The sequence below is a fragment of the Desulfocurvus sp. DL1XJH-121 genome, from assembly GCF_054819825.1.
In genome coordinates this window covers 86,545-111,622 of sequence record NZ_JBTVWW010000009.1, presented here as the reverse complement: position 1 = coordinate 111,622, position 25,078 = coordinate 86,545, and the positions used below count along the sequence as shown (strand labels likewise).

The following is a 25,078-nucleotide window of genomic DNA, read 5'->3' as shown; positions in this document are numbered from 1 at the left end:
TGTTGTGCTACAAGGGACGCGGCCACCTCGGACCGCTTCTCCCTCTCGAGAATTCTAGCAAAAACCGATCCATCCTCCCGGGCGGATCATCCCCGGGCCAAGCCCCCCCGCAGAGCCCAGACCTTGACGAAGGCCCGCACCACATCGTCCACATCCTCATCGGCAAGCATAGCGTGCATGATATCGCTAATGAACAGGCGCCTCTGGTGCAGTTCCTCCACCACCGGGCACAGGCCTCGGTGGTAGCGCACGTGCGGGGCCAAGGTGAAGGGGAACCCCTGTGAGCCCATGGCCACCCGATGCTGGAACAGGGGCAGCCAGTAGATGGGCTGCACATACCCCCCGTAAATCTTTACCCCTTCCTTCTCGCGACCGCTGGTGGGCTGCAACTCGGCGCATACGGCCGCCAAAAAATCGTCACGTCCCACCCCGGCCCGATCCTCATCGAAAAGCAGCGGCAGCAGATAATAGGAATGCGTGGCCCCGGGGCGCAGGCCGCCGAATTCCAACGCGGGCAATTCGCTCAGGCCTCGCAAGGTCCGTTCGCAATGCTCCCGCCTGCGCTCAACCAGGGGATGCAGCTTGCGCAGTTGGCAACGCGCCACTGCGGCCTCCAGTTCCGTCATGCGCAGATTCTGGCCCACGAGGTTGGTAAGATCGGTCTCTCCCTTGGGACCGGCCACGGCCTCGGCATGGTTGCGCAGCATGCACATGCGTTCGGCCAGGGCCTGGTCGTCCGTGACCGCGATCCCGCCTTCTCCACAGTGGATATGCTTGTGGCAATTGAGGGAAAACACGCCGATGTGGCCCAGGGTCCCGGCCCTGCGGCCGTGCAACAGGGAATACGGGGCCTGCGCGGCATCCTCAATGACGGCGATCCCGTACCGGGAGGCGATGTCCATGATGGCTTGGAAATCCGCGGGCAGGCCGAAGATATCCACGGCCACGATGGCCTTGGTGCGCGGGGAAATCAATTCCTCCAGGCGTTGCGGATCCAGACAATAGTGGCGTGGCTCCACATCGCAGAACACAGGCACGGCCCCGAAGAACAAGGGCGCGGTGGCCGAGATGCACATGCTGTAGGGCGAGACGATGACCTCGTCACCCGGGCCCACACCGACCGCGCCCAAAGCGCAGAACAGGGCCGACGAGGCGCTGTTCACCGAGACCGCGCGGGCGCAGCCATACTCCGCGCACCACTCCTCTTCCAGGGCCCGCACTTCCGACCCCCCGTAGAAGCCCTCGGTCCAGCCACCCATGAACCGCGACAAATGGCCCGATTCCACCACGCGGACGACGGCCTCGCGCTCCTCCACGCCAATGGGATTATATCGCGGAAAGGGTTTTGTCCTGACTGCGGGGCCGCCCTTGACGGCCAATTCGTCATAGCTCTTCATGCAACACGATCCTCCTCAAGATACGGATTGCTCTGGGCCTCACCCTTGGCCGTACGCCCGGGCTGGAAGCTCTTCACGACCTTGCCGCACAAACGAGCCAGGACCAGTACCACGGAAGTCGAGCCCCAGACTTCGTCCGCGGCGGCGACCAGCGGCGCAACCCCGTGGCGGGCAAAAGCCCAGGGCACGCCCCGCTCATCCCAAGCCGCGAAATCAGCGGACCCAAGTGGCTGGGGCTGGCGAGGATGAGGCTTGACCAGAACCACTGTGCCCGGGGCTTGGCGCGGAATCCAATCCCCCAGATACGCGACAAGGGAAGACACGTCGTAGCCCAGCCCGTCCGAGGACCGGATCGGGTCCAAAAAAAGCACGGCCAAAGGCCCGTCTCCACCCCCCGCCGATCGCCGGACCTCGTCCCGGACTGCGGCGGGGACTGCGGCCACCTCCCGGGCATCGGCCTCCAGGGCCGGCTGGCCGCAGATAAGTGTCCGCCCAGGGCGTTTGCCCGCGAACCGGGGCTCCGCGTCCAGGGCCCGCTCCAGCATACGCTCGGCCGCGGCATCGGGCAGGCATACGAAATCCGGCATCGCGAGCTCTCCATCGCCCAGGAAATGCTCACTCCAATTCTTCCAGGCGTCGAATAACAGCACGCTGGTGATGCCAAGGTCGCTGCATTCCCGGATCAAGCGGCCGGTAAGCGCAAAGTCTGTGCAGGCACCCAAAAACAAGCAATCCGGCCGCAGCTTGGCCAGCAGCCCAGGGGCCAGGGCCAAGCTATCCCCGGGGTCGTGCTCCCGGGCCCAGCCCGTGGTGATCTGGAAGACCCCGGGCACGACCTCCGCAAGCTCCCGGCGCAGCTGGCGCATCACGGCATGGGCGCCGGGGTCGGCGGACAGCAGGCCCAGACGGCGCACCCCGGCCAAGGCCGGGGCCAGCATGGCCGCACGCTCAGGCACGGCCCATCTCCACGGCCAGGGCTTGGCACAAGGTCTCGGCGGCCAGGGCATCGGTGCCGCTGCAAACCGGTTCGGCCCGACCGGCCAAGACTGCGGCGACATTGTCGTAGAGGCTCTGCAGGGCTCCCTCTTTGCCCGTGGGACGTTCCTCCCCCGGACGCAGGCAGGGGCAGTGGTAGCGGGGGCTGTCCTGCACCTCGTACCCCCGGACCGAAAAGTCGTCCCGTCCGAACACCACCCTGCCGTCGGGCAAAAACACATCGCAATCGAAATGGGTGTAGCAGCGCTCGTCCAGCCCCTGGAGCAACACCGCGTCGCAGCGTTCGCAACGCAGGCAGGCAGTGACTGTGGGATCGTCGGCCCAATGATCGTAGCGCGCATCCAGGGCGCTGAAGCCCAGGACCTCCCCGAACAGATAGCGGGCCAGGTCCGCGGCATGCACCCCGTTGTGGCGCAGGCCCTTGGCGTAGCGGATGGTGGCCGCTACCGCCCCGCCTTGCAGGATGCGCGCACGCAGTTGTGCATAAGCCGGAATGAAGCGCCGGGTGTAGTGGACCACAAGGGGCACGCCCGCGTCCGCGCAGCGGCGCACCACCTCTTGGGACGCGGCCAAGGAAGAGGTCAGGGGCTTCTCGGCCACAATGGCACGCACCCCATGCTCCAAGGCCGCCTCCACGACCTGGGCATGGGCCAGTGTAGGGGTGCACACGGCCAGCACGTCGAGCCGTTCTGCGCGCAGCATGTCGGCGACGTCCGCATAGGCTCGAACGCCCCGGCGCGCGGCCTCGGAGCGGACAAGGTCCACATCCGTGTCGGCCAGGGCGCAAAGCTCGAACAGGCCGTGGGCCGCAAGGGCCCCGGCGTGGGTGATGGGCGCGGAGGCGCCCTCGGCGTCCAGGCGCGAGCCGATGCGCCCGGCTCCGGCCACTGCCGCCCGCAGCATCTCAGCCCTCCTCCGGGCGCTTCTGGCGCACGCCCCGGTTCAAGGCGGCCAGTTCGGGATGTTGCCGCAGGTATGTGACGATGTCCTCGGCCGAAAAATCGGGCAGCACCGGCAACAGGGCCTCAAACACGCGCCGCGCCAGCCTGAAGTCCAGATACTCGTCCACGGTCAGGCGCAGTTCGGGCCACATGTCCCTGGTCTCGGTCCAGCTGCTGGCGCTATACAACTCGGGATGCGTGTAGATGTAGTAGGAACCGTGCACACGGTCGATAGGGTCTTGGGTGCGCCGGCCCACATCCTCCAGCACGCTGGAGGGAAACATGCGCACGTCGAAGCCAATGGGCAGGGACGGGGGCATGTTGTTGCATGCGTAGTCGGGCCGCCCGGCCAAATAATGTTCGATGGTGCGGTCGATGTGCCGGTGGTCGATGAGCGGACAGTCCCCGGTGAGCTGCACGATGACGTCGGCCCCGTGTTCCCGGGCCGCGGCCAGCAGGCGGTCCAGGACGTCGTTTTCCGAACCCCGGAAGACTTTGACCCCGTTGTCCGCGCAGGTCTGGGCCACGATGTCGTCGGAGGGGGTATCCGTGGTGGCCACGACCACGTCGTCCAGCAGACGGCTGCGGGCCACGCGCGCGGCCATCTGCATCAGCATGGGCCTGCCCGCAAGGTCCAGCATGACCTTTCCGGGCAGGCGCGAGGACTTCATGCGCGCCTCGATCAGGGCCACAATCCTGGGTTTTCCGGTTGCTTCCATGTGCATCACTCCACGGGATTGTTGTCGAAATCCACCTTCAGCCGCCAGGACCCGTCCGGTTTCCGCCGCCAGAGGTCCCTGTTCCGGTAGCTTTCGATGATGTCGGTAAATTCCTGTTCGTCCATTTCCATGTAGCGCCGAAACTTCTCCAGATACCTTGGGGCGCATTTCCCGTCGTACAACTGGACAAGGCGGATCGCCTCCTCGCGGGCCATACGGCCCAGGCGGATCTCCTCGCAGACCTGGTCCGTGGCCTTGCCGAAGCCCAACTTGAGATACTTCATCATCTGGCCGGGGATGACGAAATCCTCGTCCAGGGCCTCGTGGCCGGTGATGTCCCCAATATCCTCTGGCGGATCGTCGCGCACCTCAAGCCCCCGGGCCATAGAGAACTCGGCGTTGTCCTTCCTGTTGAAGTCGAAAAAATACCCCAGATACACGACACGCAGCGCAGCCAGATCCATATCCCTGTCGCTGGGATAGCGATACCAGAACAGGTCTTTGGGCCCCACGCCCTCCGGGGCCAACTCATCGGGTCCACTGGCTATTGTGTTGCTGTACTTCATCTTGTTGGCGTCGCCGGTCTTGGAGCCGGTGCTCAACTCACCCATGGACGTGGCCGGATTGTCGCCCAAAAAGACCACGGGAATCTGATAGGCGATGGCCACGCGCGGGGCGCTGGCGTAAAGGGCCATCTCTGTGGATTTACACCAGTTTCCGTAACGTATGAAGCCCTCACGCAGCATCCTCTTCCAGACGCCCGGGGCCGGAGCCACCGTGGTCAGGTCGAACCCCAGGCTGATGAGGTTGGACAGATTGCGGGCCCCGCGTTCGGTCAACTGCTCCGGGGGGTAGCTACAGCACAAAAGCAAGGGATTCAGCCCGAGTTCGTCGCGCACGAATACGGCCTGGCGCGTGCTGTCCTTACCCCCGCTGACCCCAACGATGCAGTCGTAGCCGGACACGTTGTGCACCCGGCAATAGTCAGCAATTTTCTCAAGCTCACGACGGCGCTCACTCCAATCAAGACGCCGCCGCTCCTCGGCATAGCGGCAGGCCGGGCACACGCCCTCTTCGTCAAAGGCGATGCCGGGGCGGGTATCCGGCTGAACGCAATATTTGCAATAGCGCATGACTCCTCCCTCACCCGGCCCGGGGTTCCGGATCGGCTTCCGGCCGCAACAGCGCCGATTCGTTCCTGGCGATCCAGGGGTTGTCGAATTCTCCACGCGCCACGAGCCGCAGCAACTGGATCCGCGACACAAAGCCGAACAGCGGGAACACGCAGGCGTAGAACAGACGTCGGGCCCCCTCGGCCAGGCCCAAACCCCACCCCCGGGACAACCAGCGCACGGAAGGCAGCTCGCCGCTGAAGGGGCACAGCAGCAGGGGCCAGAGCCGCGGGCGCGGCCCTGCTTCGTGCCCATACCCCAGATCCGACATTTCCTGATCGAACAGGGCGTCCAGCAGCCGGACCTCATGCCCGGGCAACCGGGATCTCCAGCGTTCGGTCACGTAGCGGTTGGGTCCCGTGACCGTGTCCGCAACGCTCTGGGGGTCGTTGGCCAGGGGACCATCCGTGGCGACCTGGTAACGGCTGTTGTACGCGCCCGTGCCGCGCCAGGGCAGGCCCACGCTGGTGGGCTCAAAGCCCTCCTCGGCCCAGGGCCCGTAAAAATCGACTCCCAGCCAGGCGCAAAGCCTCTTCAGGGTATCTGTAAAACACAAATTGATATCTTCGTTGCGCAGGGTCAAAAACCGCCCACCGTGTTCGCTCTTGAGACGGTAGATGGTCCTGCCCGTGGCCGCCGCGTACCAGAGCCAATAGAGCCAGACGCTGTTCTCCGGGTGCAGGTCCAAACGCACAAGCTCGGCCAGGCGCGCAAGGCAGGCCGCAGGAGTGACGGCGTACATGTTGTCGTTGGCGTTCACGAACTGGTGGCGATTGGAGGCGAACATGGCTCTGGGATCTCGCACCAAGCTTACCATCCGCGCCTCAGGAAAATCGTGCAGGGCGGAATCGGCGATGCGCCCGGAAAAGCCCCCGCGCAGCGATTCGTGGCGCAGGCTCACGGCATCGGGAATCAGGATATACTTCACCTCGTCCAGATTGCGCCCCGTGCCCACGGCGTAGGCCCCATAGGCGGCGGCCACAAGATCACGACGAGATATCCTCGGGCCGCCCTGCACGCAGGCGGCAAAAAATTCGCGGGCCGCCCTGCGATCCAGCGGGCTTTCCGGGGACGCGCCGAAGCGGCGCATCGTCGCGGCCATTTCTTCTGTAACATCTTGGAAAACATATCGGAAATAGCTGCGGGTTGCGACGAAGTCGTAAGCCTGCTTCGCTTCGTAGGAAACCGACTCACCGAATTCAGCATCAAGATACGAGTACAAATAATGCACCCAGGGACACGTCAACACCTGGGGATGGCGGTCGAACAAACAGAGGAAAAAACCGTTTCCCGCGCGGCCCACATGGTCGAAGAGCAGTATGAGGTTCACACGCCCAGCAAAGTCCTTGAAAGCGGAAGAGGTCACGACTGCCCTCCCGTCTTCCGTTCCTGCCAGCAGGATTCCGGATACCAGGCGAGCCAATCCTCCCGGAACAGGGCGAAATGCACGATGTCCACTTCCTGCCCGTCCAGCAGGTAGTGGCGGCGGCGAACGCCGTCCTCCCGCATGCCGACCCCGCGGGCCAGTGCCGCCATGGCCCAATTGCAACGCATGGTTCCGGCCTGCACCTTACGCATGCCCAAGGCGCGGAACAAATGATCGCAGACGGCCGTCCAGGCCACGCGCCCCAAGCCCCTGCCCCGGGAAACGCCCAAAACGATGGAGACGTTGGCTAGGCCGTTGGCCGGGTCCACGGCCACGCCCACATTGCCGATGTGCACCCCGTCCGGCTTGGCACACACGGCCAGGAACAGGTCCGGAGGCTGTACGCCATGCAGATAGGCGCGGCAGGATTCCAGGGTATGCCTGCGGTGGCGTTGCTCGCTGTAGGCCGTGGTCTGCGGATCGTTGAGCCAGGAGACATACTCCGGCGTGAGGTGCTCCTCGGTGAACGGAACAAGGAACAGATCCGGGGCATCAATCATGGCCAGCCTCCCCGTCTTCCCAGCCCCGGCCCACGAGAATGGCTCGGCCCGAGCCTTCGGGCGTGTCATCCACCGAAGCGTGGGTGGTCCTGAAACGGCAGTCCTGCTCCACGGGCAGGCGCGCCTGCTCCACGCCCTCGTCATGCATATGGTTGAGCACGCTGTCCGCGAGTACCCAGTCCCGACCCTCGCGGGTCCAGACGTCCGGACTGCGGTGGGTGTCCACCAGTTCCGTAAACTCCCCGCGCTCCATGCCCAGCCAATGAAAGAAAACGTCCATGTCCGCAGGCTCGACCTGTTGATGCCTCCGTACCAGTTCGATGCCCTGCTCACGGGTCAGGCGCTTGAGCCGGATTTCGCGGCAGCAATGGTCCAGGACCTTGGAATAGCCCCATTTGCAGTATTTGGTGTAGTCGTGGACACCGGTGTAGTGCAGGGAATCCACGTCGCTGTAGGTGTCGAAGGTCCGCAGGACCGAAGCGGCCGCGTACCCGTAGCGGTCGATCATGGCCTCGTGCTGGGCCTTGGAATCCCAACGCAGGAAATTGCCCAGATAGATGCCCCGCACGCCCACAGCCTCGAGCTCGTTGTCGTCCGGGTACAGGAAGCCAAGCACGTCCCGCTCCTCCAGGGAGGGGTCGAAGGCCAGCAAATCCTCGGCCTCGAAACCCATGAGATCGTGTTCCCTGCGGTACTTCCTGGTCATCTCGGGTTCGTGCAGGTGCGAAAACATGCCCACCTGGTCCAGACCCTGATGCGCGCCCCAGATGATCAGGGGGATTTTCAGCCGCGCGGCGATCTGCACAGGATACGCGGTCTCCCCGGCCAGGCAGTGCCAGTACATGCTGCCCATGGCGCGCAGGGTGGCACGGGTCACGCGCCTCACAGAATCCGGGGACGCGGTGTGAGACATGAAGTCGCAGTCAAAAATCGTACGCAGCCGGGCTAGGTTCCTGATGCCCAGGGCGGTGTTGTACTGCTTGTTGTAGCTCACCAGCAGAGGATGCAGCCCGAGGACATGCTTGACCACATGCACGATGAAAAAGGAGTCCCGTGCCCCGCTCACGGGCACGATGCAGTCGGCCCGTCCACCCGAGGGGTCCTTGAAGGGCGCCACGACCCGCCGCAGGCGCCGCAGGCGCTCGTCCCAGTCCAGGACGTCCTTTTCCTCGTGCACCCGGCAGCCGCTGCAGACCCCCTCGTCGTCGAACACGATGTTCAGAGGGTGGTTGGCCGGATACAGACAGCGAGTGCAGTAGCGCATGGTCAACCCCTCGAAAACGGCGGCGGCGTCACCGGGAGCCCCCGCTGCAGGCAATAGGCTTTCTCGGCCGCGGCGAGGATCGCCCGCATCTGCCCCCTGGTCTTGACGTTGCGTACGCCGCAGAGGTCCTCGACGAACTCAACCTGTGCCGGAATCAGCTCCTCGGAGTAGGTGGAAAAAACCTTGCCCATAAGGTCGCGCTTGGCGCTCTTGGCGGACAGATTCTGCGCATGGGCGGCGGCTATGGCTTCGCTGTCGTAGCTCATGGAAAATTCCTTGCGCCTGACCAGGGCCGGCGTCCCGAGCAACGCGGCGTAGCAGATCTCCGTTCCCGAAAGCCCGGACACCAGCAAATCCGCGGAGCGAATGATGTCCGCTAGGCGGTACAGGAACCCGGGATCATACATGTGCCCGGCGGTGACGCAGTGGAAGCCGTGGCTGCGGTACAATTCGTGGCGGCCCAACAGCACGTCCTTCCAATAGACGCAGGCCACCAATCTATCGAATTTATTGAGCAACGGCTCCATCTCGCGCAACTGGCCCTCGGCGTCGAACTCCGCGGTGATATGGTGCGTGGAATGCAGCGGGAAGAAGACCAGGGTGCGGGTGCCATCGCGCGGGGGGGCGGGCGTGTCCAGATAGGACAGGACCGGCCCTATGGCCAGCGCGGTCTTGCCGCCCTTATTGCTGGCGTTGAAAAACTCAGCGTAGCGGGCCGATGAGCAGCACAGCACCGGCAGGGCGGACTTCTCCTCGGTGGGCCAGATGTAGAATTCCTCGCCCGGAGAATGCTCCAGCATGACCTTGAGAGGGTACTCCTCGGGCAGCCCCACGAAGCGCTTAATCACGTGGGCGTGACCATAATAGCCGTTGACGCTGTGCAGTTCCGAGCTCTCAAGGGGCCTGTCGACCGCCAGCTCCTCGATATTGGAACAATGAGGCAAAAACGTCACGAACCCACTCCTTTGCGGCGGACATCCGCCGCGCATTTCAGCGATTGCATCCGCACTCTTCAGCCCCTGGCCTCGTCCGGAAGGTCCTCCCGCAACTCAAAGGGATACAACGTGGAGCCGCAGGGCGGCATGTCCACGTTGACGTAGGATTCACAGCCCAGGCACGGCTCACAGAACTCGCCCCTGACCTGGCCCCGGCGCAGGCGGAAATGCTCCCCGCGCCACACCGAGGCTATGGACTCCTGCCGCAGGTCCCCCACGGGATGCTGCAGGTCCGCGTCCTGGAAGCAAAGGCTCACCTGCCCGGTCCAGGCAATACTAAGCCCGCTCCAGAGCCTGGGGCACGGGGACTTGCGCGTTGCTTGGCGCGTGTGGATCTCCGTCAACCCGTCCACTCCGGTTTCGGGCACGTCCTTGCGCAGCCCACCCCAAGTGTGCATGGTCACGAGCTTGTATTCGTAGCCCCCCTCCTCGCACCACTGCCGGAAGGGTTCAATGTCCCCCTCGTTGATGCCCGGATAGATCTGATAGGCGATCTCGATGCGCGGGCCTCCGCCCATGGCCGCCGTGCGGGCGTAAAGCTCCTCGATCCCGGTCTTGGCGATTTCGAATTCTCCGCCCACCCGGATCTGGCCGTAGGTCTCCTGGCTGAACCCATCCAGATCCACGCCCAGGATCGCCACCCCGGAATCCAGGAGCCGGGAAATATTGTCGTTCCTCCACAGAAGCTGGCCGTTGGTGAAGAGCACGGAGTTGGTCAGCCCCTTTTCCCGGGAATAGGCCAGCCGCTCGAACAGATCGGGGTCCATCAGCGGGTCGCCGATGCCGTAGTAGTGGATGTATGCGTTGGGATTTTCCCGCACTATCTCGTCCACGATCCTGCGGTACAGGCCCATGTCCATGACCCCGTGCGAGCGGGTCATTTTCTCCCGCGCGCACATGATGCAGCGCAGGTTGCAGTGCGAGGTGGTCTCCAGATAGATTTCGTCGGGAAAGAGCTCGGCCCGCTCGAAGTAGACCCGCGTCAACTCGTCGTCGAGCTCGCGTTCGCTGATGGAAAAATGGAAGGCCCCGCGTTCATGCTGCCATGAATCGGAAAAGGCGTGGGCCTTGAGCCTATCCAGGAAGAAATTGAGCGCCCCTTTGGCCCGCAGGTGCTTCTGCCATTTTCTGTTCGTGGATTGCATGGCTACCTCTCGTTTTCCTTACGCGTCATGCCGAAGCGGATGTGCTGCTGGCACGTCTCGTCGTCGCCCCCCTCGGGGAAGACCATGGGCAAGACGCCCTGCTCGTGGCAAAAGTCGAAAAACGACGTGTTGACGTCGATGTTGTCGCAAACCAGCACTCCGCCGGGGCGAAGGGCCGGAAAGGCCGCGTCCATCTCGAAACGCATGGTCTCGTAGGTGTGCTCGCTGTCGTGAAGGAAGAAATCAATGGCCTCGCCCTCGCGCAGCACCTGCGGCAGGACCTCTTCGGAACGGCCCAGGCGCAGGTCCCAGATCTCTTTGTAGGGTGCCGCCACCACCCAGCCGGGCTCACAGCCCCGGGGCAGCACGTCGTGGAAATTGTCCTGGTTGGCCGGCCCCGTGGCCGGATAGGACGGCAGGTCTATGGAGACCAGCCTGCCCGTTTTGTTGCGCAGCAAGGCGGCCAGGATGAACACGCTGGTCAGGCCGTGCAGGACCCCGGTCTCCACGAAGCGCTCGGCCCGCAGGGCGCGGCACAGGGCGTACATGGCCACCCGGTAGATGCCCAGGTCCAGAACCGAGGACCAGGACTTGGTCCGAAAGTCGCCCACGTCCCGCACCGCACCCTCGATGCTGTCCAGCAGGGCGCGGTCGCCCTCAAGCTCGCGCACGAACTCCGTGAGGTCGCCCATACCGAGCCTGGGCCCCAGATAGGCCATACGGTCGTAGATCATGTCCCGATTTGTCATGTTCACCTCGGCTTCTTGGTGAATGCGGCGCGCACCTCGCCCTCGGGGCCGAAGATCGTCCGGCCGTGGGGGGAGGCGAGCTGCCTGGGAATACTGTCAAAGTCCGCTGGCCCATCCAGGAGCCGAGTCTCGCAGGGCCAGAGGCCCTCGAACAGGGCCTGGACTTCGCTTTGGCGGTAATAGGTCCTAATGGGCGCGTAGACGTTGTCCAGGAACGTATACACCGTGCCCGGCCTGAGCTGAAATTCCATGAGGATAGTCTTGGCTTCCTCGGGGTCGATGTCGGCGAACAACTCCCTCAGCAGGTCGTAGCAGCGCCAAAACAAGCTGTCCGCGCCGTACAGATAGAGCCAGAACACGCCCCCGGGACGGGTGATGCGATAATGCTCCCGCAGCCCCCGATCCTGCTCCACGGTATGGTGCAGGACCCCGTTGGAGACCACCATGTCAAAGGACTCGTCGGCCCAGGCCGAAAGATCGGTGATGTCGGCCTGCACGAATTCCACATTCTCCAAGTCACGCTCCCTGGCCCGCTCGGCTGCGAAATCCAGGCTCTTCCGGCCGATGTCCGCCGCCACCACGCGGGCCGCCCCGAGTTCGGCCATGGCGATGCCGAAACGCCCGGTCCCGCAACCGCCGTCAAAACAAATCTTGCCCTCGAAAAACTCCCGGCCAAAGCCGTTGGCCGCCAACCTGCCCTTGATCAAGCCAACGGAATGGTCATAGGTCTTGCGGTCGTAGACGGTCCAGGCCTCCTCGTAGAGCCGCCGCACGCTTTCGCGCGGGGCCAGGGCGGAGCGTTCAGTTCCGCCGGGCAAAAACAGATTCAGCCCCGAATCCACAGACTTCAGCAAAGCCAGCTGCCGCTCCAGGCAGTCCGCCAGCGGGGGATACGGGTCCTGATCCAGGTCTTCGGCCAGTCGCGCCAGGACATCGAACAGCTGAATGCCGCACACAAAACGAACGTATCGATACATGCCCGCCATAGGCAGGTCCCGCATGCGTGCGGCGAAATCGGAAAGCCGCGATTCGAACATTTCTTTCATCTTCGTCGCCCCTGTAGGCTGAATAGGATTCACCCGTCGTCCCGGACGGCCAGAATATGACGCGCATCGCAAAAAAAGCCCTCATCCACCGCGTGCTGCAAAGGGTCCTCCAGGCGGCGCAACGCCTCGTCGGCCTCGCTCAGCAAGGCTTGTGGGCAATGGCCGTCCAACGCCAGCAGCAGTAGGCGGCGCAGGTCGCTGGCATCCTGTCCGAATACCCATTGGGCCAGCGGCTTGAGCCCGCCAAGACGAAGGCAGCGGTCCAAAGAGTTCGTGGTGAACAACTGCGTGTGCACCGCGCCGTCCAGGCTGCGCGCCGCGTGGCCGGAAATCACATGCTCCAGCAAGGTGGACAGGGAAAAGACCGGAACGCTCAGGGCCACCAGGGTCCCTTGGGGCCTAGTGGAAAACGCACTGAAAACGCTATGCAAATCGGGAACATGTTCGAAAACGAAAAAAGCCGCGAACACATCGACGTCACTGTCCTTGATGCGGCGGGCCAGATCCACGTCTCCGGCTTCCACCTTGGCTCGGGCCAGGATTTCAGCGGCACGCCGGGCCAGAAACGGATTCCTCTCACAGCCCGAAACCCGTCGCACCCCCACGTCTTCCAGGCACGACAGGAAAAGACCTTCCCCACACCCCAGTTCCATCCAGGATCGTGACAACAGGTCACTGCGGGTCAGGCCCGCTTCGGTGGCGGCGTCAATTATCCAGCGCAGCTTGGGCTCGTACACGCGCGAGCGCCGGTCAGCGGCCTGTGCCGCTGACAAAGGCGGATAAATGGCATCAAAAGACAGATCGCCGTCCCCCTCGGGCGGATAATCCGACGGAGGCTGGCAAGAGAGCATGATGTGGTCGCAATCGGGGCACTGCAGATATTCGACCCCGCGGTGCAAGAACACCTCCGCCCCAGCCAGGGAGCCACGGCAAACCGTGCAGACCGTACGCTTGGGGTATCTGGCCAAAGAATCGACGGCCCGTTGGGCCGCGGCCATGCAATCAAGGTCGATCTTCCGTATTCTCTCGAATTCCTTGCTCACGTCTGCCAACGGCTTGGAAAAAGCCGTACGCATGCCGCTTCTCCTCGCGTTAGGGCGCCTCGTCATCCTCCATTGCCGCCCACCGCTCCACTCCGGGAACGGAAGCCCCACAGGGGACTGCGTACAACATCGCGGAAGTCCTTTCCGCAACAGCAGAGGACGCACCCAGAAACCATATGCAAGGAAAGGACCAGAAAATCTCGATCAAGACAGAAAGGCATCGCGCCGCAGTATCCGCTGGCCAAGACCCCGCAAAAATTCTAGAGAAAGAATATATTACATAGAATTCCAGCCTGTCAAAAAAACCGAAAAAAGCTGCAGGGCAGCCTGCAGCCTTTTCCTCATTACCGAAAACCGATCTTCCGCTAGCGCATGATGGTCTGGCTGCGGTCCGGGCCCACCGAGGCGATGGTCACGGGCACGCCCAGGATCTCCTCGATGCGCGCGATGTAGTCCTGGGCGGCCTGGGGCAGGTCGGACAGGGCCTTGGCCCCGGAGATGTCCCCGCTCCAGCCGGGCAGGGTCTCGTACACGGGCTCCACGTCGGCCAAGCCGTTCTCCTCCAGCGGGGGATAGGCGATCTCCTGGCCCCGGTATTTGTAGGACGTACAGAGCTTCAGCTCGTCCAGCCCGCCCAGCACGTCCAGCTTGGTCAGGGCGATGCCCGTGGGGCCGTTGAGGCGCACGGACTCGCGCAGGATGACCAGGTCCAGCCAGCCGCAGCGGCGCTTGCGCCCGGTGGTGGCCCCGAACTCCGCGCCCACGCTCTGCAGGTGCCCGCCGTCGGCGTCTTCCAGTTCCGTGGGGAAGGGGCCCGCGCCCACGCGGGTGGTGTAGGCCTTGACCACGGCCACGATGGACGTCAGCGAACGCGCGGAGCAGCCCGAGCCGCTGGCCGCGTTGCCGGACACGGTGTTGGACGAGGTCACGAAGGGATAGGTGCCGTGGTCGATGTCCAGGTGCGTGCCCTGGGCGCCCTCGAAGAGCACGTTGCCGCCCTCTTCCATGGTCTCGCCCACGATGCCCGCCACGTCGCCCAAGTAGGGCACCATCCGCTCGGCAGCCCCGCAGATCTCCTCGAACACGGCGTCGGGGTCCAGGGGGGCGATGCCGTACATGTGCTCGAAGAGCGCGTTCTTCTCGGCCAGGGCGCGGCCGATCTTGGCGCGCAACAGGCCCAGGTCCGCCAGGTCGCCGGCGCGCACGCCGATGCGCGACATCTTGTCCTCGTAGCAGGGGCCGATGCCCCGGCCCGTGGTGCCGATCTTGTCGCTGGCGGCCTTGTAAGCCTCGCGCGCCCCGTCCAGGACCTTGTGATAGGGCATGATCACGTGGGTCTTCTTGCTGACCACCAGCCGCCCGGGGCCCGTGTCGATGCCCTTGGCCGCCAATTTGTCCACCTCTTGCAAAAAAACAACGGGATCGAGCACCACGCCGTTGCCGATGAGACAGCGCTTGGAACCATGCAGGATGCCGGAAGGAATCAGGTGCAGGATGACCTGCTCGCCTTCCACCACGAGGGTGTGCCCGGCATTGTTTCCGCCCTGGAAACGGACGATGACGTCGGCCTTTTCGGTAAGAATATCAACGATCTTACCTTTGCCCTCGTCACCCCACTGGGCGCCCATGACAACGGTATTTGACATTTCGATCTCCTTTGGTAAGGAACTGCGGTCTTGATCGCTTCCGCCGCCAGAAGCGCGGCAAAAGGCATCCTTGTCTAAGAAACGCCAGCAACAAAGTCAATGCTCTTGTATCGAAGGCCCTTGGCCCCGATCTTGCTTTATTTTAGATTATGATTTCTTTACCCAAACGATATACCAAGCCCGAAGTGCTTGTGGCCCTTGCCGTGGCCCTGGTGATCCTGGTGCAGCTGGCACTGGCCCTGCAATGGCGCTTCGGCGGCTTCGCCAGCAAGCGCGTGCTGCGCGTGGCCGCGCCCGGGCACGAATGGCTCGACGGAGAATTGACGCCCTTCGGCAAGGGCTTCGAGCACGAACTCCTGGACCGCTTCGCCGAAAACAGCGGCATGACCTGGACCTGGATCCGCACGGACAGCTGGGCCGAGGCCTGGACCATGGTCAAGAACGGCCGCGCCGACGTGGTGCCCGCCCTGGGCAGCCGCCCGCCCGAGGCCCTGGGCGTCGAGGTGGCCGCCGGGCCGGTCTACGCCCGCACCCGCCCGGTCATCGTGCACAGCGACAAGCGCCACGGCATCCGCGAGGACTGCGAGGTCTGCGAACGGCCCATCCTGGTGACCTCCAACCCCGTGCTCACCGACTCCCTGGCCGACGGCGCCGAGGACCTGGACTGCACCCCGCGCACCGTGGTCAGCCAGGGCCTGGACCTGACCCCGCTGTTGGACACCCTGTCCCGCAACCAGGCGCGCTTCGCCCTGGTGGACCAGCGGCGCTTCGCCCTCTGGCAACCCTTCTACCAGGGCATCCGGCCCACGCGCTCCCTGTCCAGGGACCTGGAGTACCGCTGGTACTGGAGCCGCCGCTCCCCCGAGCTGGCCAAGACCCTGGAGGTCTTCTGGGGCGACGTGCAGAAGAACGGGGCCCTGGCCGACCTGTACGACAAATATTTCGGATTCCTGCCCAAGGAGACCGACCGCTTCGAGCTCAGGAACCTGACCCGCACCCTGCTGGACGAGTTCCCCCGCTACCGCGAGACCATCCTCCAGGCGGCCCGGGACAACGGCATCGACCCCCTGCTGCTGGTGGCCATGATCTACCAGGAGTCGCGCTTCGACTCCGCAGCGCGCAGCAAGACCGGGGTGCGCGGCCTGATGCAGATCACCAGGGCCACGGCCCGCATCCTGGGCGTGAACCGCATGGACCCCTTCGAAAGCATCCAGGGCGGCGCGCGCTACCTGCGGCAACTCTACGACGGGCTGGAGGGCATGGGCCTGGACGAGCAGACCCGCTGGCTCTTCGCCCTGGCCGCCTACAACCGCGGCCCCGGGCATTTGCAGGACGCCGTGGACGTGGCCCGGGCCCTGGGCGGGCAAGGCCATTCCTGGCGCGAGCTGAAGACCGCCTTCCCCAAGCTCTGCTACAAGCGCTGGTTCAGCCGCGCCAAGTACGGGTACACCAAGGGATACGAAGTGGTCAGCTACGTGGAGAGCATCCGCTACTTCCGCTACGTGCTACACGGGCTCGTCGTCCTCTCGCGGCCGGAAGCGCAGCAGCTTGCCGCGCTTGTCGGCCCCGACGTCGGCGTCAGCTCCGTGCTCTGACATCTCGCCGAAGGGCGGCCTTGAGGACCCCACCAGATGGGGCTCCTCGGGCAGGTCGCCCAGGCCGCTGGACTGCTTCCAGTGGTAGTTGAACAGCTGGTTCTTCCAGCGCACGCCCTGGATCAGGCCGAAGATCGTGGCGGCCTCCTCCCAGCGCTTGGTGGGCTCGAAATTCTGAACTATGGCGGCGTACTTCTCCCACAGGGAGGTCAGGGACGCCTCGTCGAACGCCAAAAGCTGGCGGGCTATCTTTTCCAGGGCTCGTTCCACCCTCTCGCTCCCTCTGTTGTACGGATTCGACGCCCGGCCAGGACGCCTCGCCCAGGCCGGATTTTTGCGCCGCGTCCCGGTTTGCCCCCCGGACGGCGGTATGGTAACAGCACGTCTCCGACACGTAAATCCAGGAGGCCTCCCATGAGCGACCTGAAAAAGATGTATAAAACCCTGCTTCACGACCCCTTTCCCGGGGAAGTGACCCTCACCGTGGGCGGCCAGGAGCTGCGCTTCACCAAGCGCACCTGGACCATCGACGGCGAGGAAAAGGGCATCCGATACGGCGAGAACCCGGACCAGCCCGCTGCGCTCTTCGAGCTCACGGGCGGCGGCCTGACCCTGGAGGGCGTGCAGTTCCGCGGCCCGGGCCAGGGGCTGGTGTCCGCCCTGACCGAGGAGAACATGCTCCAGGCGGGCAAGCACCCGGGCAAGATCAATTTGACGGACGTGGACAACGGCCTGAACATCCTGCAGTACCTGACCGCCAAGCCCGCGGCCGTGATCCTCAAGCACAACAACCCCAGCGGCGCGGCCTGGAGCGGCGAGGGCGTGGCCGACGCCCTGGAAAAGGCCTGGAAGTCCGATCGCATCGCGGCCTTCGGCGGCACCGTGGTGGTCAACCGGCCCATCGACGACGCCACGGCGGCCATCATCAACGCCTCCTATTTCGAGGTGGTGGCGGCCCCCGGATACCTGGGTGACAGCCTGGCCACCCTCAAACAGCGCAAGAACCTGCGCATCCTGGAGATGCCCGGCCTGGCCAGCCTGGAGACCCTGGTGGGCCAGCCCTTCCTGGACATCAAGTCCCTGGCCGACGGGGGCATGGTCCTGCAGCTCTCCTTCCGCAACCGCATCCTCTCCACCGAGGACTTCATCCCGGCCACCGCCGAAAAGGACGGCTCGTCCTTCGCCGCGCGCAAGCCCACCCCGGCCGAGGCCGAGGATCTGCTCTTCGCCTGGGCCGTGGAGGCGGGCGTGACCTCCAACTCCATCATCTTCGTGCGCGACGGCGCCACCGTGGCCATCGGCACGGGCGAGCAGGACCGCGTGGGCTGCGCCGAATTGACCATCCACAAGGCCTACACCAAGTATTCCGACCTCCTCAGCTTCGAGGAGGAGGGCAAGAGCATCTACGAACTCAAGCTCCTGGCCGCCAAGGACCAGGGGGCCGCGGCCAAGCTGGCGGACATCGAGGAGAGCACCCGCGCGGCCCGGGGCGGCCTGCCCGGCAGCGTGGTGGTCTCCGACGGGTTCTTCCCGTTCCGCGACGGCGTGGACGTGGTCATGGCCCAGGGCGTGACGGCCATCGCCCAGCCCGGCGGATCCATCCGCGACTGGGAGGTCATCACCGCGGTGAACGAGGCCGCGCCCCAGGTGGCCATGGTCTTCACGGGCCAGCGTTCGTTCAGGCACTAGCGGACAACCGTAACCGCCGCCGGACCTTGCGCGAGCCGGAACCCGGACCCCCAGGGCGTCCGGGTTTCGTGCGTCCCGAGCCCGGCACAGGCAAAGGCGACACCGTGCATATCCATAAGGACCCGCGCGCATGAGCGACCTGGTACGCTATCCCGGAGCGGGCTGCGTCGTGGAGTTCCTCCAGGGCAACAAGCCGCAGATCGCCTGGGTGCTGGAAGAGCAGTCCGGCCGCTTCCGCGTGCTCACGGCCAACCGCCGGGAATCCAAGCTGCCCGGGGCGCGGCTGCTGCCCTGGTCCGGCCCGGCCCTGTCCCCGGACATGACCCGCGAGGAGGCCGTGCGCGCCCTGACCGAACGCGAGGAGGCCCGCGAGGCCCTGGCCGCGGGCGTGGACCCGGCCGAGATCTGGGAGCTGTCCCAGGGCGAGGTGGAGCGGGCCCCGGTGCTCTGGTTCGCGCAGCTGGTCTGGGACGAGCCCGGCGCGGACCAGGTGGCGGCCATGGGCCGCCGCATGCTGGAGCACAAGACCCATTTCAAGTTCCACCCCCCCGAGTTCGAGGTCCACCCCGAGGACAAGGTGGCCGCGCGCGAGGTGGAGGAGCAGGCCCGCCAGGAACGCGAGCGCCTGGTCTCCGCCGGCCAGGCCTTTTTCCACGGCCTGTGGGAGGCGCGCACCAAGGGCAAGGCCGCGCCTAAGCCCGAGCCGGAACTGGCCGAGGCCCTCAAGGACATGCTCTTCGCGGCCATGGCCGACACCTCCGGCTCCACGGAACTGACCACCTGGAACGCCGTGCGCAAGGGCCTGCCCGACCTCCCGCACCTGCCCCTGTTCCTGGCCCAGGCCTGGGGCGTGGCGCCCGAGCATTTCAACGTGCAGCTCCTGCAGGAGCGCTACGACTGGGGCGACGACTGGGCCCGGGAATTCGACGCGGACATGGACGAGCTGGAACGCCGCCTCAAGGAGCGCGAAGGGGAGCCCGAGGACGCGGCCTACGTGAGCATCGACTCGGCCAGCACCCACGACATCGACGACGCCTTTTTCATCGAGGCCGGGGAGAACGGCGGCTACCGCCTGCGCATCGCCCTGGCCTGCCCGGCCCTGGGCTGGGAATTCGGCTCGCCCCTGGACCGGGCCGTGCGCGACCGGGCCAGCTCCCTGTACCTGCCCGAGGGCGTGAGCCACATGCTGCCCGAACGCTACGGCATCGCCCGCTTCAGCCTGCATCAGGGCCAGGTGCGACCGGCCCTGGTCCTGGACTGCGACCTGGACGCCGAGGCCCGGCTGCTCGGCACCGCGCCGCGCGCCGCCTGGGTACGCGTGGCGGCCAACAGCACCTACGACGCCATGGAAGAGGCCCTCGAGGACGGCTCCGACCCCTTCCTGGCCATGGCCGCTGAGCTGGGCGAAAAACTCCGCCAGCGCCGCATCGACGGCGGGGCCGTGGTGGTGGACAGGCCCGACCCCAGGATTTTCCTGGAGGGCGAGGGCGCCGAGACCCGGGTGCGCATCGAGGAATATCCCAAGCACGAGCGCGCCCAGACCACGGTCAGCGAATTCATGATCCTGGCCAACTCGGCCGTGGGCCAGTGGGCCGCAGACCGCGACCTGCCCATGATCTACCGCACCCAGGACATCACCCTGCCCGGGGACGCGGCCGGGGTCTGGACCAGACCCGAGGACGCCCACCGCGTGGTGCGCCTCATGGCCCCCACCTGCCAGGAACTGACCCCCCGGCTGCACGCCACCATCGGGGCCACGGCCTACGCCCCCCTGACCTCGCCGCTGAGGCGCTACACGGACCTGGTGAACATGGCCCAGGTGCTTTCCTTCGTGGAGCGCGGCGAACCCAGATGGGACCGCGAGGAGCTGGGGCTGATGCTGCCGCTGATCACCGTGCGCACCGAGGCGGCCGGGCGCATCCAGCGCTACAGGCCGCGCTACTGGAAGCTGGTCTACTTCCGCCAGCGCAAGAAGGAGCTGTTCTCCGCCACGGTGGTGGAGGACGGCCAGCTGGTGATCCTGGCCCTGCCCAGGGAGCAAATGTTCGTGCGCTGCCCGCGCAATATCCTGGGGGACAAGATCTACCCGGGCCAGCAATTCCAGATCCGCCTGGGCAAGGTGGACCCGCTGAACAACGAGATCCGCGTGGTGGAGGCCCTGGAGGAATAGGCCCCAACCCCATAGCTTTCCGAATCAAAAAGCCCCATCCGAATATTCGGATGGGGCTTTTTGATTCGGAAAGCCGCGCCCGGGCGTTCTCCAAAAACAAGACCCCCTCGATCCGCACGGACCGTGGGCTTTTCCTTTTACCCCCGGCGTCCCAATAGCTTGGCGCTCATAATCGCCCTGCCATGGATCAGGTCCGAAAAATCCGAATCCTCTATGCCGCACCGCTCGGGATCAAAGGAACCTACCACCTCCAGCCCTTTGCGGGCGGCTATTTCCCTGACAAGAGCCTCGGCGCCGGTGATGATGGCATAGCGGCTGTCCGCGGCCATGCGCTGATACGCCAAACGCACGAAAGGCGGCAGGTAGATAACAACGGCAACCCCTACCCCATTAAGATAATCCAGAAAATCCTCAAACATTTTGATATGATACAGACGATGAAAATTTTCCATAGCATAGACGGACTGAGCCATCATCGCGTCCACCATCGCCGGGATCTCACTCTCCGGTATTGGCGCGCGCTTGCTCAACGGAGGCTCCATGCTGTTGTCTTTTCGCCGGATCACATGCTCGACGTCCAACTCTTCCGTAGCCCTCACACTTTCTCTCGCCCCAGAGAAAAACCTTTTGACATTCTCTTTGGTGTACCGAAACGATAACAGATTTGCATATTTCATGAAACCAGCATGTGCTGGAAAAGCAATTTTCCGACCCTGCTCAGCCGAAACATAGTGGACATATTCTTCCAGGCTTTTCCACTCCATCATCCCGCTGTTTTCGTTAAAATACCAAGGATCAACTCCAAGAACCACACAGCCCGGAACATAACCTTTTTCCTTCATGTATATCCCAACGACAGCCATGCAATCTTCCAACGTCGATCCACTCATGGCATGATTCAAATACGGCTTCGGATATGGCACATGCTCGGATCGGACTTTCAGCAGACGAGATGAACCCACCGCAATCGTCCCCACTTTTCCCTTGTACCTGAGGATGAGCTCTCTCTGATACGTCCTTTCATCGAAATTCAAAAAACCCAAAACATTGCTCCCTGATGCAACGAGTTGCGCAGCCTTTTGGAGTTGCCCGTCGTGGAACTGATTCGAAGCATCGACCGTCCTATTGAACAGCGCGATGCAAACAAGCGTAGCAATGACGAAGCAGACGAAGCTAAAAACCCATTTCTTACTCATAGAACACCTTAAAACTGGAAATACAGGAATTCGCTGGCTCTGTTGATATACAAAATTCCAACCACCGCCAGGGCCCAAGCAGCTGCGAAATGGGTCTTATCCACCCTAAAATCATCAGTCATCTGACTGGAATTCCGACAGAAAAAAGCCACCGCCAGCGAAACACCCAAAACAGCAAGAGGAACAACCCCTTCGCCGGGGGCGACATGCCGCAGCCATGCGCCGAATTGCAGGCCCGTCCCTTGCAAGGCGGGAAACACAAAGGCCGCTGTCTGCGGAAAGACCACGCCGTTCACCCCCGCCATGCCTTTGAGCACATCCAAGGCCTCGGAAAAGGAAGGAGCCCTGAAAAACACCCAGCAAACATTCACGAAATTGAATGTCACAAACCAAGCCAGCAAAGAGGGTAGCTTCCGGCCGGACAATTGCCAGAGACGATGAAGGCACAGGGCTAGACCGTGCAAGGCGCCCCAGGCCACAAAGGTCCACCCCGCTCCATGCCACAGCCCGCCGATCAGGAAGGTGACAAATAGATTCCGCAAGGTCTTCGGCACGCCCCACCGGTTTCCGCCCAGCGGAATGTAGACGTAATCCCGCAGAAAACGACTCAGGGTAATGTGCCAACGACCCCAGAAGTCCCGGACGGAAAGGGCCTTATACGGCGAATGGAAATTCTCGGGCAGGACGATGTTGAACATGCGCCCAATACCCAGGGCCATATCCGTGTAACCGCTGAAATCATAATACAACTGGATCGTGTAGGACAGGCTCGTAAACCAGGCTTCGAAAAAATTCAGACCTTGCGTCGCCCCGTATCCGTTGCCCACCCACACCGACAAGGTGTCCGCTATGACGGCTTTTTTGAACAGGCCGATAAAAAATAGGGAAAAACCCGCTGCGATGTTGTCATAGTTTATTGTTTGAATTTTTCTCGAGAACTGGGGCATCATTTCGCGATGATGAACAATCGGGCCAGCAATAAGCTGCGGAAAAAACAAGACAAACGCTGTGTAACTGACGACGCCATGCCTCTCGACCTTTCCTCTGCTGCAGTCGACAAGATAGGCTATCTGCTGAAACGTAAAGAAGCTGATCCCGAGCGGAAGCAATATATCTTTCTTTTCGAATTCTGATCCTGCAATAATGGCTATATTAGAAAATAAAAAATTATAGTATTTAAAATATGACAATGCCACCAAATTTATAACAACACCCGCACAAACAAAAAAAGACGTTTTTCTACTGAACCCCTCTTCTGCACATTCTTGAACCTTCTTTCCGACCCAATAATTGGATAAAGCAGAGCACATAATCATCGGTATATAGTATACGTTCCACCAACCATAAAAAAATAAAGAGCATGCAACGATCCACAAACAAAGCCTTTCACCGCTCGTACGCCGCGCCAACACCCAATACACACACAGAGCGAAAGGTAAAAAGAAAAATATAAATTCAAATGAATTAAACAGCATACTTCACCCTAAGCAAAAACGACACACCAGACACAAGAGACGCCCTTCTTCGAGCAGTCTATCACTTCACGCACCGGCAAAAGAAAAAACTCAAACGAAACCGACTGGTACACGATACCCGGCAAGACAGTCAACGCGCCGCTTGCCGCGCCGCCGCCAAATCCTATTTCTCCCCTAACGGAAGTCGGAGGCTCGCAGCCCGTGGCGCGAAAGCCGGTATTGCAGGGTGGTGCGCGGCATGCCCAGGATGTCCGCGGCCCCGCCCGCGCCGCCCACCACGCCCTTGGTCGCGGCCAGGGCGCGCTTCAGATGCTCGCACTCCATCTCTTCCATGGTCTGGAACCGGCCCTCGGGCCCCTGGCCGTTGCCCCGGCCCAGGAAGCCCTCCACGTCCGAGAGCAGCACGCGCTCGCCGGACCTGAGCAGCAGCATGCGCTGCACCATGTTCTTGACCTCGCGCACGTTGCCCGGCCAGGCGTAGCGCATGAGCCGGTCCATGACCTCGTCGGTGTACACGGGCCCGGGCTTGTGGAACTGCTCCATATAGAGGCTCGTGAGCCGGTGGATGAGCACGGGCACATCGTCCGGACGCTCGCGCAGGGCCGGGATGTGGATGCGCATGGTGTTCAGGCGGTAGTAGAGGTCCGAACGGAAATCGCCCTCCACGATGGCCCCCTCAAGGTCCTTGTTGGTGGCCGAGACCACCCGGAAATCCACGCTGATGGGCTTGCTCTCGCCCACGCGCTCCAGCTGCCCGTCCTGGAGCACGGTGAGCAGCTTGGCCTGCTGGGGCATGGGCAGGTCCCCGATTTCGTCCAGGAACACGGTGCCGCCCTGAGCCATTTCGAAGCGGCCCAGGCGCTTGGCCGCCGCGCCGGTGAACGCGCCCTTGGCGTGGCCGAACAACTCGCTCTCGAACAGGCTGGCGGCCAGGGCCGGACAGTTGACCTTGACCATCAGGGCGGCGTTGCGCGCGGACATCTCGTGGATGCAGTGGGCCACGCATTCCTTGCCCGTGCCGGTCTCGCCGGTGATGAGCACCGAGGCGTCAGTGGCCGCCACCATGCGCACCTGGCTCATGACGTCGAGCATGCTGTCCGATGAATAATAGAACTTCTCGGGGTCGTACTGCTGGTCCGCCTGCTTGCGCAGGTAGCTTTTCTGGCTCTGGAGGTTCTCGTTGATGGTCTGCAGACGGATGTGGTTGAGCATGTTGTCCACGGCGATGGCCACCTGGGGCGAGAGATCGTCCAGAAAGTCCACAATCTCGTCTAGATTCTCGGGCCGCTCCACAAAGGAAAAGTGCAGGGAGCCCAGGACCACGTCGCGGACCACCAGGGGAAAGGCCATGGTGGTGCGCAGCCCCGCGTCGCGCATGGTGTCCAGGTTGACGAAATAGCTCTGGTTGGTGACGTCGGGGATGACCAGGGGCTTGCGGCTGCGGATGACCATCTGGGCGATGCTGCCCTTTTCCAGGGGCCGGGCCGTGTCCCCGCCCAGGGGCACGCCCTCGGCCGTGGCGAAGTAGCTCAGGGACTTGGTATCCTGGTCGTAGAGGTTGATGCTGCAGCGGTCGAAATGGAACAACTTTCGCAGCTCGTCGGCGCAGGCCCTGAAGAGCTGTTCCCTGGAGGTTTTCTGTACGATGGCGTTATTTATGCGCAAAAGCGTCTCGTAGCGGCGTTCCGGATGCAGGTACAAGCGTGGCTCCTTGCGCCCAAATATGGGCAGCGGAAAACATATTGAATTTCTAAGCCTTTTCAGTCATACCCTGGGGAACGGCTCGTTTCTGGACGAATCAGTAGTCCCAGGGAGTCAGTATTTGAGGGGATATCTCACAAGCGCAAGACCTGCAAGCCCAATATCGGGCGCAGTGCCCAATGTTAGGCCCAGCCACAAAATGTCCCGCTTCGC

21 protein-coding genes are annotated in these 25,078 nt (G+C 63.3%); 3 read left to right on the top strand and 18 right to left on the bottom strand.

Features of this window, described 5'->3' with window-relative positions:
* Positions 1-86 precede the first annotated feature (86 nt).
* The 14 genes from ACYYG1_RS08425 to ACYYG1_RS08360 form a co-directional block, all read right to left on the bottom strand.
* Positions 87-1,397 (bottom strand): DegT/DnrJ/EryC1/StrS family aminotransferase, encoded by a 1,311-nt coding sequence (locus tag ACYYG1_RS08425; protein ID WP_461209859.1) that lies wholly within the window; start codon positions 1,395-1,397, stop codon positions 87-89.
* Positions 1,394-2,353, bottom strand: a complete 960-nt coding sequence (locus ACYYG1_RS08420; RefSeq protein WP_461209858.1) for a hypothetical protein — start codon at positions 2,351-2,353, stop codon at positions 1,394-1,396. The genes ACYYG1_RS08425 and ACYYG1_RS08420 overlap by 4 nt, the downstream gene beginning before the upstream one ends.
* Positions 2,346-3,296 carry a Gfo/Idh/MocA family protein gene (locus tag ACYYG1_RS08415; protein WP_461209857.1) on the bottom strand — a complete coding sequence of 317 codons (951 nt, stop codon included), beginning with the start codon at positions 3,294-3,296 and terminating at the stop codon, positions 2,346-2,348. Before ACYYG1_RS08415 ends, ACYYG1_RS08420 begins: the two co-directional genes overlap by 8 nt.
* A gap of 1 nt (position 3,297) precedes the next feature.
* Positions 3,298-4,053, bottom strand: a complete 756-nt coding sequence (locus ACYYG1_RS08410) for a cytidylyltransferase domain-containing protein (RefSeq protein WP_461209856.1) — start codon at positions 4,051-4,053, stop codon at positions 3,298-3,300.
* 5 nt (positions 4,054-4,058) lie between these two features.
* Positions 4,059-5,186, bottom strand: coding sequence for an N-acetyl sugar amidotransferase (locus ACYYG1_RS08405; protein WP_461209855.1), 1,128 nt, complete (start codon positions 5,184-5,186; stop codon positions 4,059-4,061).
* 10 nt (positions 5,187-5,196) lie between these two features.
* The gene (locus ACYYG1_RS08400; RefSeq protein ID WP_461209854.1) at positions 5,197-6,591 is read right to left on the bottom strand and encodes a hypothetical protein; all 1,395 of its coding nucleotides are present in this window, start codon (positions 6,589-6,591) and stop codon (positions 5,197-5,199) included.
* A complete protein-coding gene (locus ACYYG1_RS08395) occupies positions 6,588-7,151 on the bottom strand; it encodes a GNAT family N-acetyltransferase (RefSeq protein WP_461209853.1) in 564 nt (187 codons plus the stop codon). The genes ACYYG1_RS08400 and ACYYG1_RS08395 overlap by 4 nt, the downstream gene beginning before the upstream one ends.
* Positions 7,144-8,415 carry an N-acetyl sugar amidotransferase gene (locus tag ACYYG1_RS08390; RefSeq protein ID WP_461209852.1) on the bottom strand — a complete coding sequence of 424 codons (1,272 nt, stop codon included), beginning with the start codon at positions 8,413-8,415 and terminating at the stop codon, positions 7,144-7,146. Before ACYYG1_RS08390 ends, ACYYG1_RS08395 begins: the two co-directional genes overlap by 8 nt.
* Positions 8,416-8,417: 2 nt before the next feature.
* The gene (locus ACYYG1_RS08385; RefSeq protein WP_461209851.1) at positions 8,418-9,368 is read right to left on the bottom strand and encodes a hypothetical protein; all 951 of its coding nucleotides are present in this window, start codon (positions 9,366-9,368) and stop codon (positions 8,418-8,420) included.
* A gap of 59 nt (positions 9,369-9,427) precedes the next feature.
* On the bottom strand, positions 9,428-10,555 hold the full coding sequence (locus ACYYG1_RS08380) for a radical SAM/SPASM domain-containing protein (RefSeq protein ID WP_461209850.1): 1,128 nt from the start codon (positions 10,553-10,555) through the stop codon (positions 9,428-9,430).
* A gap of 2 nt (positions 10,556-10,557) precedes the next feature.
* Complete coding sequence (locus ACYYG1_RS08375; protein WP_461209849.1) at positions 10,558-11,304, bottom strand: class I SAM-dependent methyltransferase; 747 nt, start codon at positions 11,302-11,304, stop codon at positions 10,558-10,560.
* A gap of 2 nt (positions 11,305-11,306) precedes the next feature.
* On the bottom strand, positions 11,307-12,260 hold the full coding sequence (locus ACYYG1_RS08370) for a class I SAM-dependent methyltransferase (protein WP_461209848.1): 954 nt from the start codon (positions 12,258-12,260) through the stop codon (positions 11,307-11,309).
* A gap of 119 nt (positions 12,261-12,379) precedes the next feature.
* Positions 12,380-13,426, bottom strand: a complete 1,047-nt coding sequence (locus tag ACYYG1_RS08365; RefSeq protein ID WP_461209847.1) for a class I SAM-dependent methyltransferase — start codon at positions 13,424-13,426, stop codon at positions 12,380-12,382.
* Positions 13,427-13,758: 332 nt separating this feature from the next.
* Complete coding sequence (locus ACYYG1_RS08360) at positions 13,759-15,039, bottom strand: adenylosuccinate synthase (protein WP_461209846.1); 1,281 nt, start codon at positions 15,037-15,039, stop codon at positions 13,759-13,761.
* A gap of 185 nt (positions 15,040-15,224) precedes the next feature.
* Between ACYYG1_RS08360 and ACYYG1_RS08355 the strand changes: the two genes are divergently transcribed.
* On the top strand, positions 15,225-16,634 hold the full coding sequence (locus ACYYG1_RS08355) for an MltF family protein (protein WP_461209845.1): 1,410 nt from the start codon (positions 15,225-15,227) through the stop codon (positions 16,632-16,634).
* Here ACYYG1_RS08355 and ACYYG1_RS08350 read toward each other — a convergent pair.
* Positions 16,545-16,904 (bottom strand): hypothetical protein, encoded by a 360-nt coding sequence (locus ACYYG1_RS08350; RefSeq protein WP_461209844.1) that lies wholly within the window; start codon positions 16,902-16,904, stop codon positions 16,545-16,547. The two genes, ACYYG1_RS08355 and ACYYG1_RS08350, sit on opposite strands and share 90 nt — an antisense overlap.
* Positions 16,905-17,048: 144 nt before the next feature.
* On the opposite strand from ACYYG1_RS08350, the gene ACYYG1_RS08345 reads away from it, so the two are divergent.
* Both ACYYG1_RS08345 and ACYYG1_RS08340 read left to right on the top strand, forming a co-directional pair.
* On the top strand, positions 17,049-18,323 hold the full coding sequence (locus tag ACYYG1_RS08345; RefSeq protein WP_461209843.1) for an IMP cyclohydrolase: 1,275 nt from the start codon (positions 17,049-17,051) through the stop codon (positions 18,321-18,323).
* Between the two features lie 130 nt (positions 18,324-18,453).
* A complete protein-coding gene (locus tag ACYYG1_RS08340) occupies positions 18,454-20,493 on the top strand; it encodes a ribonuclease catalytic domain-containing protein (protein WP_461209842.1) in 2,040 nt (679 codons plus the stop codon).
* A 137-nt stretch (positions 20,494-20,630) separates the two neighbouring features.
* Here ACYYG1_RS08340 and ACYYG1_RS08335 read toward each other — a convergent pair whose 3' ends face one another.
* From ACYYG1_RS08335 to ACYYG1_RS08325, 3 genes are all read right to left on the bottom strand, one after another.
* Positions 20,631-21,689 (bottom strand): hypothetical protein, encoded by a 1,059-nt coding sequence (locus ACYYG1_RS08335; protein WP_461209841.1) that lies wholly within the window; start codon positions 21,687-21,689, stop codon positions 20,631-20,633.
* Between the two features lie 8 nt (positions 21,690-21,697).
* Positions 21,698-23,164: an MBOAT family O-acyltransferase gene (locus tag ACYYG1_RS08330; RefSeq protein WP_461209840.1), complete on the bottom strand. Its 1,467-nt coding sequence runs from the start codon at positions 23,162-23,164 to the stop codon at positions 21,698-21,700.
* A gap of 174 nt (positions 23,165-23,338) precedes the next feature.
* Entirely contained in the window at positions 23,339-24,865 is a 1,527-nt protein-coding gene (locus ACYYG1_RS08325) for a sigma-54-dependent Fis family transcriptional regulator (protein ID WP_461209839.1), read from the bottom strand.
* Positions 24,866-25,078: the final 213 nt, after the last annotated feature.